The organism is Bacteroides faecalis (genome assembly GCF_003865075.1).
GTDB lineage: Bacteria > Bacteroidota > Bacteroidia > Bacteroidales > Bacteroidaceae > Bacteroides > Bacteroides faecalis.
Window position 1 is genome coordinate 61086 of sequence record NZ_BHWB01000014.1, and the last position, 15569, is coordinate 76654.

At 47.8% G+C, this 15569-nt stretch carries 19 protein-coding genes and 2 pseudogenes; 7 read left to right on the forward strand and 14 right to left on the reverse strand.

Translation table 11 applies throughout. The annotated features are described in order from the left end of the window. Positions 1–19 precede the first annotated feature (19 nt). The 4 genes from EJF25_RS18605 to EJF25_RS18620 form a co-directional block, all read right to left on the reverse strand. On the reverse strand, positions 20–1252 hold the full coding sequence (locus EJF25_RS18605) for a site-specific integrase (protein ID WP_125042320.1): 1233 nt from the start codon (positions 1250–1252) through the stop codon (positions 20–22). Between the two features lie 290 nt (positions 1253–1542). After that, a complete protein-coding gene (locus tag EJF25_RS18610) occupies positions 1543–1854 on the reverse strand; it encodes a hypothetical protein (protein ID WP_004311889.1) in 312 nt (103 codons plus the stop codon). A gap of 6 nt (positions 1855–1860) precedes the next feature. Beyond that, the gene (locus EJF25_RS18615) at positions 1861–3309 is read right to left on the reverse strand and encodes a DUF6047 family protein (protein WP_004318628.1); all 1449 of its coding nucleotides are present in this window, start codon (positions 3307–3309) and stop codon (positions 1861–1863) included. Between the two features lie 4 nt (positions 3310–3313). Further along, positions 3314–3655: a hypothetical protein gene (locus EJF25_RS18620; protein ID WP_235016864.1), complete on the reverse strand. Its 342-nt coding sequence runs from the start codon at positions 3653–3655 to the stop codon at positions 3314–3316. 144 nt (positions 3656–3799) lie between these two features. On the opposite strand from EJF25_RS18620, the gene tnpA reads away from it, so the two are divergent. From tnpA to EJF25_RS18635, 3 genes are all read left to right on the forward strand, one after another. After that, a complete protein-coding gene (gene tnpA / locus EJF25_RS18625) occupies positions 3800–4138 on the forward strand; it encodes an IS66 family insertion sequence element accessory protein TnpA (RefSeq protein WP_004312009.1) in 339 nt (112 codons plus the stop codon). A gap of 3 nt (positions 4139–4141) precedes the next feature. After that, complete coding sequence (gene tnpB / locus EJF25_RS18630) at positions 4142–4507, forward strand: IS66 family insertion sequence element accessory protein TnpB (RefSeq protein ID WP_004312010.1); 366 nt, start codon at positions 4142–4144, stop codon at positions 4505–4507. 75 nt (positions 4508–4582) lie between these two features. After that, a complete protein-coding gene (locus EJF25_RS18635) occupies positions 4583–6256 on the forward strand; it encodes an IS66-like element ISBf10 family transposase (protein ID WP_004312011.1) in 1674 nt (557 codons plus the stop codon). Here EJF25_RS18635 and EJF25_RS25850 read toward each other — a convergent pair. The 3 genes from EJF25_RS25850 to EJF25_RS18655 are packed head-to-tail and all read right to left on the reverse strand — an operon-like array spanning position 6222 to position 9650. Beyond that, positions 6222–7076, reverse strand: coding sequence for a DUF6047 family protein (locus EJF25_RS25850; protein ID WP_235016865.1), 855 nt, complete (start codon positions 7074–7076; stop codon positions 6222–6224). The two genes, EJF25_RS18635 and EJF25_RS25850, sit on opposite strands and share 35 nt — an antisense overlap. Positions 7077–7080: 4 nt before the next feature. After that, positions 7081–8505 carry a DUF6047 family protein gene (locus tag EJF25_RS18650; protein ID WP_004311892.1) on the reverse strand — a complete coding sequence of 475 codons (1425 nt, stop codon included), beginning with the start codon at positions 8503–8505 and terminating at the stop codon, positions 7081–7083. Positions 8506–8510: 5 nt separating this feature from the next. After that, the gene (locus tag EJF25_RS18655; protein WP_004318630.1) at positions 8511–9650 is read right to left on the reverse strand and encodes a DUF4099 domain-containing protein; all 1140 of its coding nucleotides are present in this window, start codon (positions 9648–9650) and stop codon (positions 8511–8513) included. Positions 9651–9724: 74 nt separating this feature from the next. Between EJF25_RS18655 and EJF25_RS26220 the strand changes: the two genes are divergently transcribed. From EJF25_RS26220 to EJF25_RS18670, 4 genes are all read left to right on the forward strand, one after another. Beyond that, a complete protein-coding gene (locus tag EJF25_RS26220; protein ID WP_004311894.1) occupies positions 9725–9856 on the forward strand; it encodes a hypothetical protein in 132 nt (43 codons plus the stop codon). Positions 9857–9973: 117 nt separating this feature from the next. Continuing rightward, the gene (locus EJF25_RS18665; protein WP_007750791.1) at positions 9974–10333 is read left to right on the forward strand and encodes a M23 family metallopeptidase; all 360 of its coding nucleotides are present in this window, start codon (positions 9974–9976) and stop codon (positions 10331–10333) included. 16 nt (positions 10334–10349) lie between these two features. Beyond that, positions 10350–10508 carry a hypothetical protein gene (locus tag EJF25_RS25130; protein WP_004311895.1) on the forward strand — a complete coding sequence of 53 codons (159 nt, stop codon included), beginning with the start codon at positions 10350–10352 and terminating at the stop codon, positions 10506–10508. A 45-nt stretch (positions 10509–10553) separates the two neighbouring features. Next, the gene (locus tag EJF25_RS18670; RefSeq protein WP_004318633.1) at positions 10554–11300 is read left to right on the forward strand and encodes a DUF8464 domain-containing protein; all 747 of its coding nucleotides are present in this window, start codon (positions 10554–10556) and stop codon (positions 11298–11300) included. Between the two features lie 126 nt (positions 11301–11426). Here EJF25_RS18670 and EJF25_RS25135 read toward each other — a convergent pair whose 3' ends face one another. The 7 genes and pseudogenes from EJF25_RS25135 to EJF25_RS25150 all read right to left on the reverse strand — a co-directional run bounded on the left by EJF25_RS25135 (position 11427) and on the right by EJF25_RS25150 (position 15541). After that, entirely contained in the window at positions 11427–11591 is a 165-nt protein-coding gene (locus tag EJF25_RS25135; RefSeq protein WP_200832943.1) for a hypothetical protein, read from the reverse strand. Continuing rightward, a complete protein-coding gene (locus EJF25_RS26365; protein WP_306308337.1) occupies positions 11588–11830 on the reverse strand; it encodes a DNA adenine methylase in 243 nt (80 codons plus the stop codon). Before EJF25_RS26365 ends, EJF25_RS25135 begins: the two co-directional genes overlap by 4 nt. A gap of 46 nt (positions 11831–11876) precedes the next feature. Continuing rightward, a pseudogene (locus tag EJF25_RS26370) lies at positions 11877–12332 on the reverse strand (DNA adenine methylase). Positions 12333–12370: 38 nt separating this feature from the next. After that, a pseudogene (mobC, locus tag EJF25_RS18690) lies at positions 12371–14383 on the reverse strand (conjugal transfer protein MobC). A 33-nt stretch (positions 14384–14416) separates the two neighbouring features. After that, a complete protein-coding gene (locus EJF25_RS25140; RefSeq protein ID WP_004308101.1) occupies positions 14417–14716 on the reverse strand; it encodes a hypothetical protein in 300 nt (99 codons plus the stop codon). Next, positions 14685–14858: a hypothetical protein gene (locus tag EJF25_RS25145; protein ID WP_162864683.1), complete on the reverse strand. Its 174-nt coding sequence runs from the start codon at positions 14856–14858 to the stop codon at positions 14685–14687. Before EJF25_RS25145 ends, EJF25_RS25140 begins: the two co-directional genes overlap by 32 nt. Then, positions 14855–15541 carry a relaxase/mobilization nuclease domain-containing protein gene (locus tag EJF25_RS25150; protein ID WP_004308102.1) on the reverse strand — a complete coding sequence of 229 codons (687 nt, stop codon included), beginning with the start codon at positions 15539–15541 and terminating at the stop codon, positions 14855–14857. Before EJF25_RS25150 ends, EJF25_RS25145 begins: the two co-directional genes overlap by 4 nt. Positions 15542–15569 lie beyond the last annotated feature (28 nt).

Here is a 15569-nt window from a genome sequence, read left to right on the forward strand (position 1 = left end):
GTATGCTGTTTTAAGGTGACTAAATGGCTCGGCAAATACTTTTCTCCATATCCTCCAACTTGTGCGACAAGTCTTCCATGTCCTGACTTATCTTTTGGGCGGTGATTTTGGCGTAAATCTGGGTGGTCTTTATGTTAGTGTGACCGAGAAGCCTGCTGACGGTTTCAATGGGTACGCCGTGCGACAAAAGTACGGTCGTGGCGTTCGTGTGACGTGCAACGTGATAGGTCAAGCGCACCTTGAAACCGCACTGTCTGCCTATCTCTTTGAGTATCTTGTTGCAACTGCCATTGCTCGGAATGGGGAAAACATGACCGCCCCTTGCCAGCCCCTTGTATTTCTCTATGATACGTTTGGGAACGTCCAAAAGACGGATGTTCGATTCGGTGTTGGTTTTCTTTCTTCGGGTGATTATCCACAGATTGCCGTCGAAGAATGTTTGCAGGTGGTCGGCGGTGAGGTTCTTCACGTCCGAATACGCCAAACCCGTGAACACCGAAAAGACAAACAAGTCCCGTACAAGTTCATGGGTGGCGTTCTTCATGGGTGCGTCCATGAGCGTCTGTATCTCCGTTTGGGTGAGATAGCCCCTGTCCACGTTTTCGGGAGAGTTGATATATCCGGCAAAGGGATTGAACGGCAAACGCCCGTCGTTCCTCGCAATGGAAACGATGTGTTTCAACACAATCATGTAGCCCCACACGGTATTGGTGCGGCATTTTTTCTCCGTGCGCAAAAAATACTCGAAATCGTTGATGAACGTGAGGTTGAGTTCCTTTAACGGAATATCCTCACGTTTGTAGGTATGGGGCAAAAACTCCCGAATATGGTTGCAGACTGTCCGATAACGGGTGAACGTACCCTGTGCCCTGCTGTGCCCGACTTTCTTCTCAAACTCGGCGTTGTGCTGCTCGAACAGCTTCAGCAAGGTTTCCTGCTTGATGCCGATACCGAGATAGGCATCTTTTAGTTTGGAGGCGGTAACATAACCGTCCGTCTGCATCAGTTCTTGATAACGGCGGTTTACCTCCACTCGGATTTTATCTACCGCAAGGTTGATTCTCTGTGCTTCGACGCTCTTGCCCGAAGCACGGTTGTTCTTCACGTCCCACAGCCGTGGGGGAACGTCCATCTTGCAACTGAACTGTTTAATCTCGCCGTCCACCGTGATACGGCACATCAGAGGCAGGTTGCCGTTCGGCTTCTCGCTGCCTTTCTTTACGTAAAATAATACCTTGAATGTACTACGCATAACTCACTCCTTTTTTGGTTACAAAATTAGTTATTAGTGAGTTACCGACAGCTATGTAAATCTACGCAAAACACAGAAACAGAACCTTTTAGCAAGAAATCTGCACCCGTTACGGGAGTAACGAGGTGGTAACTGAACTTCTGCACCGTTTGGCTTCGAGGTGGTATTTCGTTGGCTCTGCCCCATAGAAAAACAAAGCGTAACGAACGCTCTATCAGCTAATTCGCTACGCTTTGCCCAAATTTACTTTTTCGCTATGGGTTTATTTTATGGTTTAGATGAATGGTTGATTAAGATAGTCTATGCCGTTTCGACGGGTCGGGAACTTTTTTATTCTTCATTTTCTGCTCCATTTTCTGTTTTTCTTCCAGGTCTATAGTCCATGGAAAACAGGTCATGATCTTGTCCGGGCAGCAAAGGGAGATTCTTTTTTGTTTCATGGACTCATCATCCAGCCGGATATAGACAAAGTAATCCAGTTCCCCTTTTCCGGTTTCTTCAATGGCTGTTACTGTTCCTTTATAGGGAACAACGGGAGTTTCCTCTTCCGGATCGTTCTCTACAATCCGCGCTCCGAGGTACATCTGACTTTTAGGTATCATATCGCTTTATTTTAAACGGTTATTGTTATGTCTGTTCTTATTCTCAGTCTTTTTAACGGTATTCTTCTCTTCCGGCAGCGGACAGAGCAGTCCGTCCTTTATCACGTATGTCCTGACGCCGAAGGGCTTGGAGGAACCCTCAATTCTGCCCTGCTCAAAGTCGGCCTTGCAAAAAAGGAGATGCCTTGTCGCCTCCTTGTTGTTTTCCGGGAGATACAGTGCGTATCCCGAAGCCAGTGCCGTCTTTTGAACTTCATTCAGTTTTCGGCTTCCGACGGTGAAGGTAACGGTGGAGTCATTCAACATATTCTCAAGGGAACGGTGCCCTCTCACATCGAAATCCCTTTTCAAAATTCCATCGGCAGCCTTCCGGATTTCCGTAGACAACCGCTTGAACTTTCCCGTATCGAATTCGCCGGCAGATTTAACCTGCGTGACTTTTTCAAATTCCTTGGCATACGGCAGCAGTTCATTGAAATAGGTAAACGGTTGTTCATGAATATTCATATAACCGTTACGCATGACGGTCAGCAGCCGGTAAATGTCATGGTTCTCCCGGCTGATGGAAACCTGCGTATCCTTATTGAAATGCCAGTCGGTGGCGAATTTTATAAAATCCCCGGCTGTCGCTTCCATCGAATGGTAGCATACCGGTTTTAAACTGTCGATGAATTCTTTGGGCAGTTCGTCAAGACCGATATAGGATGCCGGATAAAAATCGAAGGAATAATCCAGTTCCATCGGTTTGCACGGCTTGTAAGCGGCATCTATGAGAGGAACCAGGTTCTTGTCCATGAACGTACTGTCGTAGACGGCCAGATGGCCGGTATCGTAGTGCGGGTCGAAGTAATGGTCCGTGATGTACCGGATGCACTCCCTGAATCCGTTCCTGCCGATCTCGTTACCGGAAAAGATAAGGTATCCGAAGTCATTCTCCACCACTTTTAAGGGGAATGTGTACCGCGGCTGGCACCGGTACAATGTCCTTTTTTCCTGTTGCTGTAATCGAAACTCCAAGTATGCGGGTTCCTGCATGAGATACTTCTTCAATATGCCGCCGTCCGGTTCATTCTTGTATTTATAGGTATAGACCGCATCACGCAGGGAAATGCGTTTGGCAGGGGGAATGCAGTGTTCTTGAAAATACGGCAGCAGTTCCTTGCTGATATATTCCTCGAAAGGGGTATGGGTATCTACCGGTGGAACCTGCCTCATGTTCGCCAGGTCAAACCGGAGCAGTTCCGTATCCGGAATATAGGGGCAGCACTCCGCTTCCTTGATATTGTCAATCAGGAATTTGCGGAACAGGCTGTCCGCATCTCCTTTCTGAATGAATGTGAGGGCATTTCGGGGCTGGTGGGGAGAGTACTGATGGTAACGGTCCATACCGACAAAAATACTTCCCGGCTTGTCGGGATCGAAAAAAGGATTTTCCATTTGGTTTCTCTTGTCCATATTTCTACAATTTAGGGTGGGTATTTCTTTTCTTTTTCACGTCCTGCTTTTTATTCAAAGCCTTTTCGATGACTGTTTTCACTTTGAACACCTGTTTGTTCGCAGGAGGATCCTTAGAAAATACGATCCGGGTGAAATCCCCGTTTATCCATGCATAGGCATGGGACGGGTTGCTTTTTGCCTCTCCCGGCAGGAAGAGTCCGTGCCCTGCCGCCAATACTTGCCGGTGAGGGGTAAAGAGCCGGACACCGTCTACGGTGACACATTCCATCGGGTCGCGGAGGATGTTCCCAACAGTCCGGTGTCCACGCACATCGTAATACTGCTTGAGGAGTTTGTCCAGCAAGGCTTTATCCTGGCCGGTTTCTTCTATCTGCTGCCGGATATCCGATGTAAGCATTCGATAAACTCCCCCTTTCATTCTAAAAATGTGATATTACTTTTGTAATCAAAGTAAAAAAGCTCAATTGTTATGTCACATCAATGGACCATGGAAGATTTTGAATCTATTTATTCCCGTTTCAAGTCGAGCGGACTGTCAGTTATGGATTTTTGTTCGAATGAATGTATTCGTCCCAAACGTTTCTACGAGTGGCGTTCCAAGCTGTTGCGCAAAGGCGGCTTTATCCCGGTAAAGGTAAACAGTAAGGGCCAGGTCAGTCTTCCCCATAAGGAGAAATCCCTGCTGTCTGCCCCTCCGGTCAGCCCGTCGCCAATTCCCCAGCCGCTATGTGAGATCTCCTATCCCAATGGCGTCACAGTCCGCTTGAACAGCCCTTTGTCACCGGAGGTATTGCAAACCCTGATATTTTTGAATTCAAACCGTTAGCCTATGTTTTCTTTGAATGAATCCAACAGATATTATCTTTACCCGTATCCGACAGACATGCGTAAGAGTTTTTATACGCTTAGCGGCATCGTGACCAACCAGATGGGAAAGAATGTACGGGACGGTGACGCTTTCATTTTTATCAATGCGAATTGTACCTGTATGAAAATCCTCCATATGGAATATGGTGGTCTGGTGATATACCATATGAGGCTGGAACATGGGCACTTCCATCTGCCGGTCATAAATACGGAGGAAGGTCGGATTAAAGCGATTGAAACCTTCTGGAATGACCTTGTGATGATGGTTCAAGGAATGGACGGCAGCAAGGTCAGGCGTTATAAAAGGAGTGGTTTCCATGGGTTGTAGTTGTAACAAATTATAACATATACAATGCCGTATTCCGGCTGTTTTTTAGTATCTTAGCATCATATTTAAACGATTATGCCAACCGATAAGGAATTACTGATAAAGGATCTCATGCACAAATGCGACTGTCTGTATAGAGAAAACAGCCGGTTGAAGGAGATGGTGTCCACGCAGCCCCTTAAAGCTGCGGACAAAGAGGTGTATGAGGCTTTATTGTCTGACAAGGATGCCATAATCGCCCAAAAGGAAGCAAAAATCAACAGTCTGGAGCAACGTGTATCCTATCTTGAACGGCAGTTGTACGGTAAGAAGGCGGAAAAGTTCATAAAGCCTGACGCCCAGGACCGCTGGCTGGATTTTGAAGGCTTTGACATGCTTCCCCAGGAGGCTGAAGCCGCAGAAGAAGCAGAAAAGGAGTTGAAGGCTACCAGAGAAGCGATCATCGCCCGTAAAAAAGCGGGGAAGCAGCATCCTGCGAGAAAATCCCTTCCGGAGAATCTTGAGCGTGAGGTGGTCCATATATATCCCGAAGGGTATAATCCGGAAGAGTGGACGCTCCTTCCCGGAGAGGAAGTGACCGAGATCCTTATGCACGAGCCCGAGAAGTTCTATATCCGCAGGATAGTGCGCCATACAGCCAAACGGAAGGGTACAAACGAGTTCAAGACCGGCCCGCTTCCCGTCATGCCAATAGCAAAGAGCTATGCCTCTGCCTCATTGCTGGCAGACATGATGATAGGGAAATATGTGGATCACATACCGTTCCACAGGCAACTGGAACAGTTCAAACGTGTGGGGGTACATCTCCCCGCGTCAACGGTCAACGACTGGTTCAAGGATGTGGCGGATTTGCTAAGGCCCCTTTACTTCCGATTATGGGAGCTGGTGATGCAGACTGACTACATACAGTCGGATGAAACGACAATCCCCGTGATGAATGACGAGAGACACAAGACGGTCAAAGGTTATATCTGGCTTGTGCGCAGTGTCATGACCGGACGTCAGTTCTTTTACTATGACAAGGGTTCCCGAAGTGGAAAGGTGGTGCTGAAACTCTTCGGCAAGTTCCGGGGAGCCATACAGACGGACGGATACGAAAGGTACGAGATGCTGGACGCCAAGAAAGGTATTATCCTTCTTGGCTGTTGGGCCCATGCACGCAGACATTTTTGGGAGGCAAGAAAGAATGACATGCAGCGTGCCGACTATGCGCTCGCACAGATACAGTTGCTTTATGACGTGGAGCGTAAGGCTGACGATGAACGCCTGACTTACGAACAGAGGGCTGAACTTAGGGCACGTCTTGCATATCCCATACTTGTGCGCTTCGAGAAATGGCTGGTCAATGAATATCCCAAAGTAATGAAAGACAGTCCGATCGGAAAAGCCATAAAATATACATACGGAAGGTTCGACAAACTCTCCAGGTACCATTTGGACGGTCGTTACAGACCGGATAATAACGAGATAGAAAATAAAGTGCGGCCTGTCGCGTGCGGCAGACGTAATTACCTGTTCTGTGGCAATAATGATGCCGCTGAAGATGCGGCGGTGCTCTACTCGTTCTTCGGCTGCTGCAAGGCTGCCGGGGCTGACTTCCGCACGTGGCTGATCTACTTCCTTGAACATATACATGATTATGACGATGACTACTCGATGGATCTGGCCGAATTGTTACCTGACAATCTGTTATCCAAGGGCAAGATATTATCCGTTACGTCACCGGAATCTCCCAAGAAAGACTCCTGATACCTTCGTAAATCTCGCCTAAACACGGGAAAACTACCGTTTTATGCCAATCAAGACGGGAAAATAGGGAATAAAGTGCCGTTTTTATCTTCATTATCCCCGATAAATAGGGAAAATAAGGGAAAGAATACCCTTTTATACCAATTATGGCGGGAAAGTAGGGATAAAAATATCGCTTTATCACATTTGTCACAGGAAAATAAGGGGCAAAGGGGAAAAACTTCCTTTTATCCGCTCCATTAGTAGGGATAATATCAATTACTATAGAACCCGCACATCTTTGGGTTGAATTGATGTAACAATAAATCATAGAACGATAAAATGAATAAACGACATTATGAACATACGTTACCCAATATACGAGGGAGTTTATCGAATACTTACTATCCGATGCTGTACCTTGTTTGGAAAGCTCCAGTAATTTACGGTCCTTGCTTTCTATTTCCTCCAAAATATCAGCGATATTACGGTTGCGATGGCTGCTGGTACAATGCATATTGTGGCAGAAACTACCGAAATCCTCCCAGGTCGGCTTCATCTCATTCCGGTAGACCAGCTCCATTTCCGGTGTCTTATCCATCTGCAGGTAAGCATATTCCGGGTACAGGCCTTCACCCGGATTGACATAGGATCCATCCTTTAGGACTCCTTCTGCCCGGTAAACATTTACCGGACCAAGATTGAAATGGGGATCGAAGTAATGGTCTGCCATAAATTGCAGAAAGTCCTGCCTGTTTTTCTGTCCTTCCGTCGTATCAGTAAAGAACACAAAGCCATGGGCTGTCTCTATGGCTGTATAGGATTGTTCAGGTTGCTTCATATCATTACATTTTGAGGGAATTGTTCCTTTTCGTTTTCGATACCTTTTTCAAAGCCGGTACATATGGAATGATTTTGCCGTTTTTCTCCTGATACACGGTCTTGTTTACGGGAGATTTGGTATATGCCATTACCCGGTTGCATGTCTTTTCGGCATGGAGGAAATGTAAATCTGGCATTGACTTGGATATTTGGGGACAGTAGATCCACTTTCCTTCCAGCAAGGCTTGCCTCATGGCTTCGCCGGCATCGGTTCCATTGATGAGAAACGGGACGCTCCTGTCATTCAGTGTCCTTTCCAATGTACGGTGTCCACGGACATCGAAATCCGTCAGAAGGATATTCTTCGCTTTCCAACGCATGTCATCCAGCACATCTGACAAATCTGGCCCCGAGGACTGTCCGTTGATACAGTCGTCTATCCGGGTGACATACTCCTGAAAGACATTCCGGTATCCGAAATCGGGATCATTTATTATATCCCGCTTGAATCCGTTCTCCATCAGATACAACAGTTTGCTGATATCCGCATTGTTACGGCTCGCAGGACATCCGGCAAATTCATTCAGGCGGAGAAATTCAGAAGCGCTCGGCTCCATGTCCGTTTCAAACGCCAGTTTCCACTGTTTCCTGTCACGGAAAGCCTCTTTTGAGAATACAGCATTATCAAAATCATATTCCCCTTTTCCGCTTTGGGGATTCTTCCGGTAGCAGGCATCCACCAAAGGACAGATATCGTCGGACAGGCAGTTGACGTTGTATTGCCTGACAGGACCGGGTTCGCCATGAACCCAGAAATAATTGCCGGATAACTGTTGGTAAAAGCTCTTCAATCCCTCCCGTCCCATTTTGGTATCACTGAAAAACAAGATTCCTTTGGACGTTTCCACAGCATGCAGCGGTAATTTGTAAACCGGATTATAATCATACCTGGCAGCCAGCTCATCCTGCTTCTGATGAAAATGGACCAGCTCGTCCAACTGCTGTGTGGTCAGTTTCGGAAGTTCTCCCGATATCATGAGGATATCGCTGCGTGACTGCGCAAACAGGACATTTCTCAGATTGGTACTTATTAGAGGAGCCAGTCCCTTTTCCCGGATATAGGGTAGTAATACCTGATTGATATATTCCTTTTTGGAAATATCTCCGGAGATAGCCGGTACATCCGTCATCTTCGGGAATGAATAGATTTCCAGACGGGTATTCGGTACGAAGGCGGAGTATTTGGCTTTTATCGATTGTTGGCTGAACAAGGCCATAAACGTATAGACAGGGTCTTGCCTGTCGGGATTGGCAGGATAAAGCATATAGGAGGATTCTGCATGGGGTTTCTCCTTGCCGGTTTCATAACCGACAAGGAGCTGGCCTTCACCGTCTTTCCTGAAAAGCTCGTCCAATAGTTTGGGATCATCAGAAATATAGGTTGCCATTTTTCTTACATTTTAGGTGTGATGGACGGTTTACGGGTACGCGGTTTCTTTTCCGCTTGCTGTGAGGCTTCCTCTTTTTTCCGGGGTTTTCCGGCTACTTGTACCGGTGCATGGGGCTGCTGCTGGCTTCCGTCTTGTTCCTGACCTTGTTTCTGTGCCTCTTCCAACTTCTTGGTGCTTCTTTCCCAGAGGAATTCCACCCCTCGCTCGGCGGCACTCATCTGGATGGAGGTGGCATAAAATTTTCCATTATCAGACTTGAAACGGATCGGTACTTCCTCACCGCGCACGGCAGCATCGTATTCTTTCGGAGAAAGCGTATAATCTTTCACCTTACGCGGAATGCGTGCCTGCTCTACGGGCATATGGAACAATTCATTGGTCACCGGGTCTTTGGAAAGGTAGCAGGATTTGGTTTCTTTGGTACGGTAGTCAATGACTACATCCACCGCCTTGCCGAGATTGCCGGTCTGGTTCAGGGCCTTGAGGTCTTCTTCCGTCAGGACATGTCCCCTGTAGTCTTCCCCGATCTTGGGAGCCTGACGGATGTAGTGGATGTCGAACTTGACAGCTCCGTTCTCGTCGCGGAACAGGGAGAGTTTGGCATCCCCGTTTTCACGCCCCAGCTCGGAATTTTTTGCCACACGGAAAGCGATAGCGGAAGTCTTTCCCTGCAACATTCTTTCGAGGCTGTCCTTTGCGTTCTTCAGTCCGTCCGGGGTAATGCCGTATTTGGCGGCCTGTTCCCAATTCACTTCCCGCTCGTTGAAGCGATGGTTATTATACACCCTGGTCGAAGCCAGTTCCCTTCTGACTGCTTCGTTCTGTGGTTCCTGCGCCGCTTCGATCTTTTCTTTGGCCTGCTCTACGAGCGTTTCCTTCGGCATGTTGTAGAGGGAGTAACGACCGGGATTATTGTACTGGTAGAGAAAATTCTTCCCGAAGTTGGTGAAGAAGTTTCCACGTTGGTCCACTTTGATAAACTGGTCCCTGTTCGCCTCGTTAGCTTCGAGCGTTTCCAGCTCTCCGTTCGCTGCGATTCCTTTTACACCTTTGGCTTTCTGCTCTTTCTTGTCATACGCCATCAAATACCCGTGTTCCGGGGTTGCTTCCTTGTTTTCAGGAGCTAAATTCACATCGTTCATATACGTTAATTTTAAAGATTAATGAATCATTTACGAGGGTAAAATTACTATCTTTGTCATTAAATAGTTTGATTATGAGGAAGTTGTCATTAATTGTCATGTTCTGTCACTTATTGTCATGTCCGGCTTTTGCACAGTCCCCGTCAAAGGGATATAAAGCCGGACTCAGTGCTGTCATCTACCGTATCCACTCTGCCCGGCAGTGAAAGTCTTTCATATGAGACAGCCGGTTGCCGGTTACCGTACTGGCCGATTATCCTATTCTGTATCCATTGAATGAAAGTCGGAGGAGGTATGCCGTTTCTTCCGGTTTCGGTATAAGGATGCATCCGGTGAAAAAGAAAAGGATACTCCATGCCGGAGTGGATCTTGCCGCACCCTATGGCACGCCGGTCTATGCTTCAGGAAGCGGGAAAGTCGTTGAAGCCAGGTATAGCAGCAGTTACGGCTGGTACATCGAAATCCGGCACGCGGGCGGCTTTTCCACGTTGTATGCACACTTGAGCAAATTGCATGTGAGGAAAGGGAGCGATGTACGCATAGGTCGGCATATCGGCAATGTCGGTCATACCGGCATAGCGACCGGCAACCATCTGCATTTTGAACTGAGAAAAAACGGGAAGCCGCAGAATCCGTTGCAGTGGGTGATACTAAAGGATTCCCGTTCTAAAAAGAGTCATTAATTTAATCCGTTACACAATGAACATTGAAGAAGCCAAGAGCATTCAGTTGGAGGATTATCTCCGGCGTATGGGGTTCAACCCGGTAAAACAACAAGGGGACAGTATCTGGTATTGTTCCCCTTTCCGTGAGGAGAAGACACCTTCTTTCAAGGTGAGCGCATCCCGCAACCTATGATACGATTTCGGCATCGGACAGGGAGGGGACATCATCACCCTGGCGATGGAGCTTCAAAAGACGAAGGATATCTCTTATGCGCTTAAAACGATAGAGGGACATTTTCCGGCTGCTTTCCGTCCGGTAGCAGCCTCTCCCCGGCAGGCGGAACCGCAGGCTACCGGCTACCGGCAGGTACGCATTGATCCGCTGACGAACCCGGTCTTGCTGGGATATCTCAAAGAAAGAGGCATCTTGCCTGAAATCGCAAGGGAAGCATGCAAGGAAGTGCATTTTCAGAACAAGGGAAAATGGTATTTTGCCGTAGGCTTTGCCAACCGGAGCGGCGGGTACGAGATCCGTAACAAATACCTAAAAGGCAGCATATCGCCCAAAGAGATTACCCATATCAAAAATGGCAGCGACCGTTGCATAGTGGTTGAAGGCTTTATGGATTATCTCTCATACCTCACGCTCAAGGCTACGCATCCCGGTAACGGACAGCCTAAAGGAAACGGTCCGGACTATATCGTTTTAAATTCGGTCAGCAATGTAGGCAAGGCTATCCCTGTCTTGAAAGAGTATAAGAGTGCCCTCTGCCTACTGGATAACGATTCCGCCGGAAGGCAGGCTTTTCAGCAGATGGCGCAAGCCGGATGCCCGGTCAGGGACAAGTCCGACTGCTACCGGGAGTATAACGATTTGAACGATTACCTGTTGGGCAGGAAGATGGCGCAGGAGAACAAGACGGATCATCAGCACGAAACAGCCCCGAAGCTGATTGAAAAGCCTGCAAAGAAACAGTCCGGTTGAAAATTATAAAATACTGGTCCTTGTCTGATGCATGAAAGGCAGGCAATAAAAAAGAGAGTCAAATCCCTGCTGGAGGGAATTTGGCTCTCTTTTTATTGCTACCCGGCTACCACCGGATATTTATTCTTAATAATTTCTGATCAGCAATTCATTGACCGCTTCTCTTTTCTCGGCTATGGAACAGATGGAACGGAAGATGCTGATTCGCTGGATATGGAAACCGGCATAGAGGTCGTCGAAGAAGGTGTTCTCAGGGTTCTTTTGCCGGGGATCGGAGTGGAAAGCATTCATTTGGCACCGGTTTCACCTATTCCCTTGCAGAAATTTGCCAGGTTGATCTGCTCTTCATCTCCGAAGTCCTGTGGCATGTAGGAGGTGCAGGAGTTACCCTCATTGACCGGCTTATAAGGCGGGTCAAAATAAAATAGGGAGTTGGCTCCGGTGTATTCTGCGGTCTGCCGGTAGTCACCGTCCAGAATCACAACATCTTGCAGCAGCTTGTGGTTAAAGCGGATCAGTTCCTCTTCCAACAGTTTTACCCGTCCCCCGGCACCAAAAGTGACGGACAGCTTTCCGCTATGGTTTCACGGAGTAGATGCCGTTATAACAGGTACGCATGAAGAAGATAAACAGGGCGGCACGGGTGATGTTATTCGGGTTTCCTTCATTGTAGTAGGTACGTTTCTCCATGAAGTAGACCCTTCTTCGGGTATGTTCCTCCAGCGCGATGTATTCGTCCTGTATCCGGGCAAGCACTTTAATAAGCTGCTCCGGGGATTCCTTGATGACGCGGTAGACATTGATCAGAGCCTCGTTGGAGTCGTTGATGACGCAACGGATTTCCGGATAGGCTTGTCTTATTCAGAAGAAGAGGGCGCCGCCACCGACAAACGGTTCTACATAGGTATCCATCTGTCCGAAGTCTTTCGGAAGGGATTCGATAAGTACGGGAAGCAGTCTTCTTTTACCTCCCACCCAGGGGAAGCAGGGTTTTCCCGGCAGGTTGGCCGGAGAACTTTTCTTTTTTTCCATGTTTACAACATTTAAATGATTAATAAATTAAATAGGGATTATTCATCGTCTGCCGTTTCCAGCAGGTGTTTCAAGTTGGGATCATTTTGGATGCGAAGCAGCTCTTTTTCGATGATTTGCGTCACGTCTTCCTTGATTTGATAGTAGTTCCTTTCGATTTCCTCTTGCATGTGGTCCTTACCATCCGCACCGGTAAAGTCGGTTATGACGGGGATAGGCTTGTAGGCTTTTGTTTCGGCGGCTACCCGTTCATTGTCCACCACGATCTCGCAATGGAATATCTTCTGTTCTATCTTCTCCCCGAAGTTGTCGCAGACACTGCCGACAAACTCTCCTTGCGAGAGGTTGGAGATTTTGGAGGCAGGTATCAGCGAGTCGAGCTGGGTACTGATATTGGTTGAGGTGTCTTCACGGGTCATATTAATGGATTTGCGCTGTTGGAGCACTTTCCCAAACCTTTCAGAAAGGTTTTTCGCTGTTTCTCCGACCACTTGCCCGGAAAAGATATTTCCAATTGTGTTCTGGATCACCCGCGCCTCCTTATCACCGTAGTCACGTATTAACTGGCTGAAATCCTGTGCTCCCAGACATACTGCCACTTTGTTGCTACGGGCGGTAGCGATCAGGGTGTCAAGTCCTTTAAAGTAAAGTGTGGGAACCTCATCCACTAGAATAGAGCATTTGAGCCTGCCTTTTCGGTTGACCATTTTAACGATACGGGCATTATACAATCCTAACGCACATGAGTAAATATTCTGTCTGTCAGGGTTATTGCCGACGCACAAAACTTTGGGTTCCTCCGGATTATTGATATCCAGCGTGAAGTCATCTCCGGTCATAATCCAATATAAGGCAGGTGAGATCAGCCTTGATAGCGGAATTTTGGCGGAAGCTATCTGCCCTTGGAGCTGCTCCATCGCACCACCTTTCCATGCATCCATAAAAGGTGACAGGTAATTCTCCAGCTCCCGGTAAGAGGTCAGTATGGTGAACAGGTCGGAATACGGTTTATTCAATAGCTCTATGGCATGTGGGAAGGTGCAGAATTTCCCGTTTTCATAGATTTTAAGATACCAGATCACCGCCGCAAATAGCACAATCGGGCTTTCTACAAAGAAATCTCCCTGCTTTTGAATCCAACTCTTGTTCAAATTTAACATGATTACATACGCTGATTCGTATGCATCCGCGATATCGGATAGAAACGAAGGATTGAGGGGATTGCACCGGTGGCTGTATCTGGGATCATCGAAATTAATCACATAAAATCCGACCGGCTTGGCATACTTATCCTTGTTTTTAAGCAGCTGGTTATAAGCAATTATGCTTAAATCCGGATACTTAAAATCATAGATATAGGCGGCGAATCCTTTCTCTATCTGCTGGCGGATATAGTTATTGATGATGGCATAACTCTTTCCTGATCCCGGCGTGCCTAATATCAATGAGGCGCGGAAGGGATTAATCACGTTTATCCAGCCTGAATAGGTCTTTCGTTGGTAACGGAAACGGGTGGGCAGGTTTACCGAGTATTCATTGGCAATCAACCTGCGCTCCTGCATGAAGCTCTCGTTCTCGTCGTTAAAGACGTCATCCATGAGTTGGTTCTTCAACAGGCGGCTGATCCAGGTTCCGGCGGTAAGCAGGCTGATATATCCGGCAGCTACGGTAGCTACATATAATAAGGTTAGAAGCGCGACGGGGAAGCGTGCCGTCAGTAAGAGCTCGCTACCAAAAAAGAGCAGCATCCCGGCTATAAGGTAACAGCCGATACTCCTTCATGACATCTCCACGTCCTTCCGTCCTTTCGCTCCCATGCAGGAGAAGAAAAGGAAGAGCAGACTGAAGGACTTGCTCACCAGCGAATGGGAAAACAGCCCGGTATCCCGCTGGAAATTGAGCAGTATCTTGTCCACGACACCGATGTTCAGGTTCATGGAAAGAAAATAGGGATAGCAGAAATAATAGACATTCATCACTAAAAATAGGATGCTGATGGCCCTCATGAAGTCAAGGTTCTTATTGAGCCCTCTGGTTTCGTCTTGTGACATAAGCGGTATGATAATTAATGGTGATACATTTTATTAGCCCAGATGCGGACCTCTGCGTTTTCTCTTTTTCTTTTTCCCGTAAGGGCTTTGCGTCAGGTCGTCTGCCGGATACGGATAGGATTCCAAAGAGAATATATCAAGCAGTCCTTCCACCAGCTCCGTCTCTTTCATTTCCGGTTCGGACGGATGGATAACAGGGGCTTCTTCAGTCTTTTCCGGTGGGATCGTGCCGTACTTCCGGTTTATAACCGATGCCGAATATTCTTTGCCCAGAAGCGAGCCCTTGAATACGGTCTTTGAGTTATGGTCGATGTAGGTCACGCCATAGATCACACCGGAATCGTTCTGCCAGAGTATGGCGGCAATGCCTTTTCCAGAAAGTTCCTGCAGGAATCCCTGACGGGTGGGCTGTCCTTGCAGGGCGGTAGCGATAGCTTCCTTCGTCTGTACGGGTACGGGATGTCGGGCAATTCATTGTTTGCTTTTCACAAATTTCTTTTGGAGTGCCTCGTAGCCTACGCTTTTACCGATCTTGCTGGATTTGATGGCTACGCCGGTCCGTTCTCCTTTTTCATCGGTAGCCGCATAGACCAGTCCATGATAGGTCTTTCCCTTTATCGTCTTGTGGGCCTCTTCCACCGTTACATGGAAAAGGCCAAGCAGGGCTTTAAACTCCTTGACGGATTGGAACTTGTATCCCTGCATGACGGGCTTGACCACATTGGCTATCTGATGCTTGATATCCCCCTTCCGGTAATCGACGGCAGTCAGCGGCAGGGATTCCCGTCGCTCCATCTTCTCGGCGGGTAACAGATGGTATTTCCTCTCCAGCTCCCGGCAAACAGCGGTCGAGCGTTGCCATTCTTTGTAATCTTTAATTTTCTTTCCCTGCTCGTCAATACGCAGGGAGACGATATGGATGTGGGGCCTGCCGATATCCTCATGCCGGTAGATGATATAGGGTTGGTTGCCATATCCCATTTTTTCCATGTATTCCTGGCCGATAGCGGTCAACTGTTCATCGGTCAGCACATCGTCCGGGTGTGGATTTAATGAAATGTGGATAACGGGCTTCTCAGTCCGGCGGTTAGCCGCCAGATACGGTTCGAAGGAACGGATGCAGTGCTGGATGGTCGGATGGCCGTCTGCCGGTTCCATGATCCGGTTTCATGCCAGTGGCCGTGCC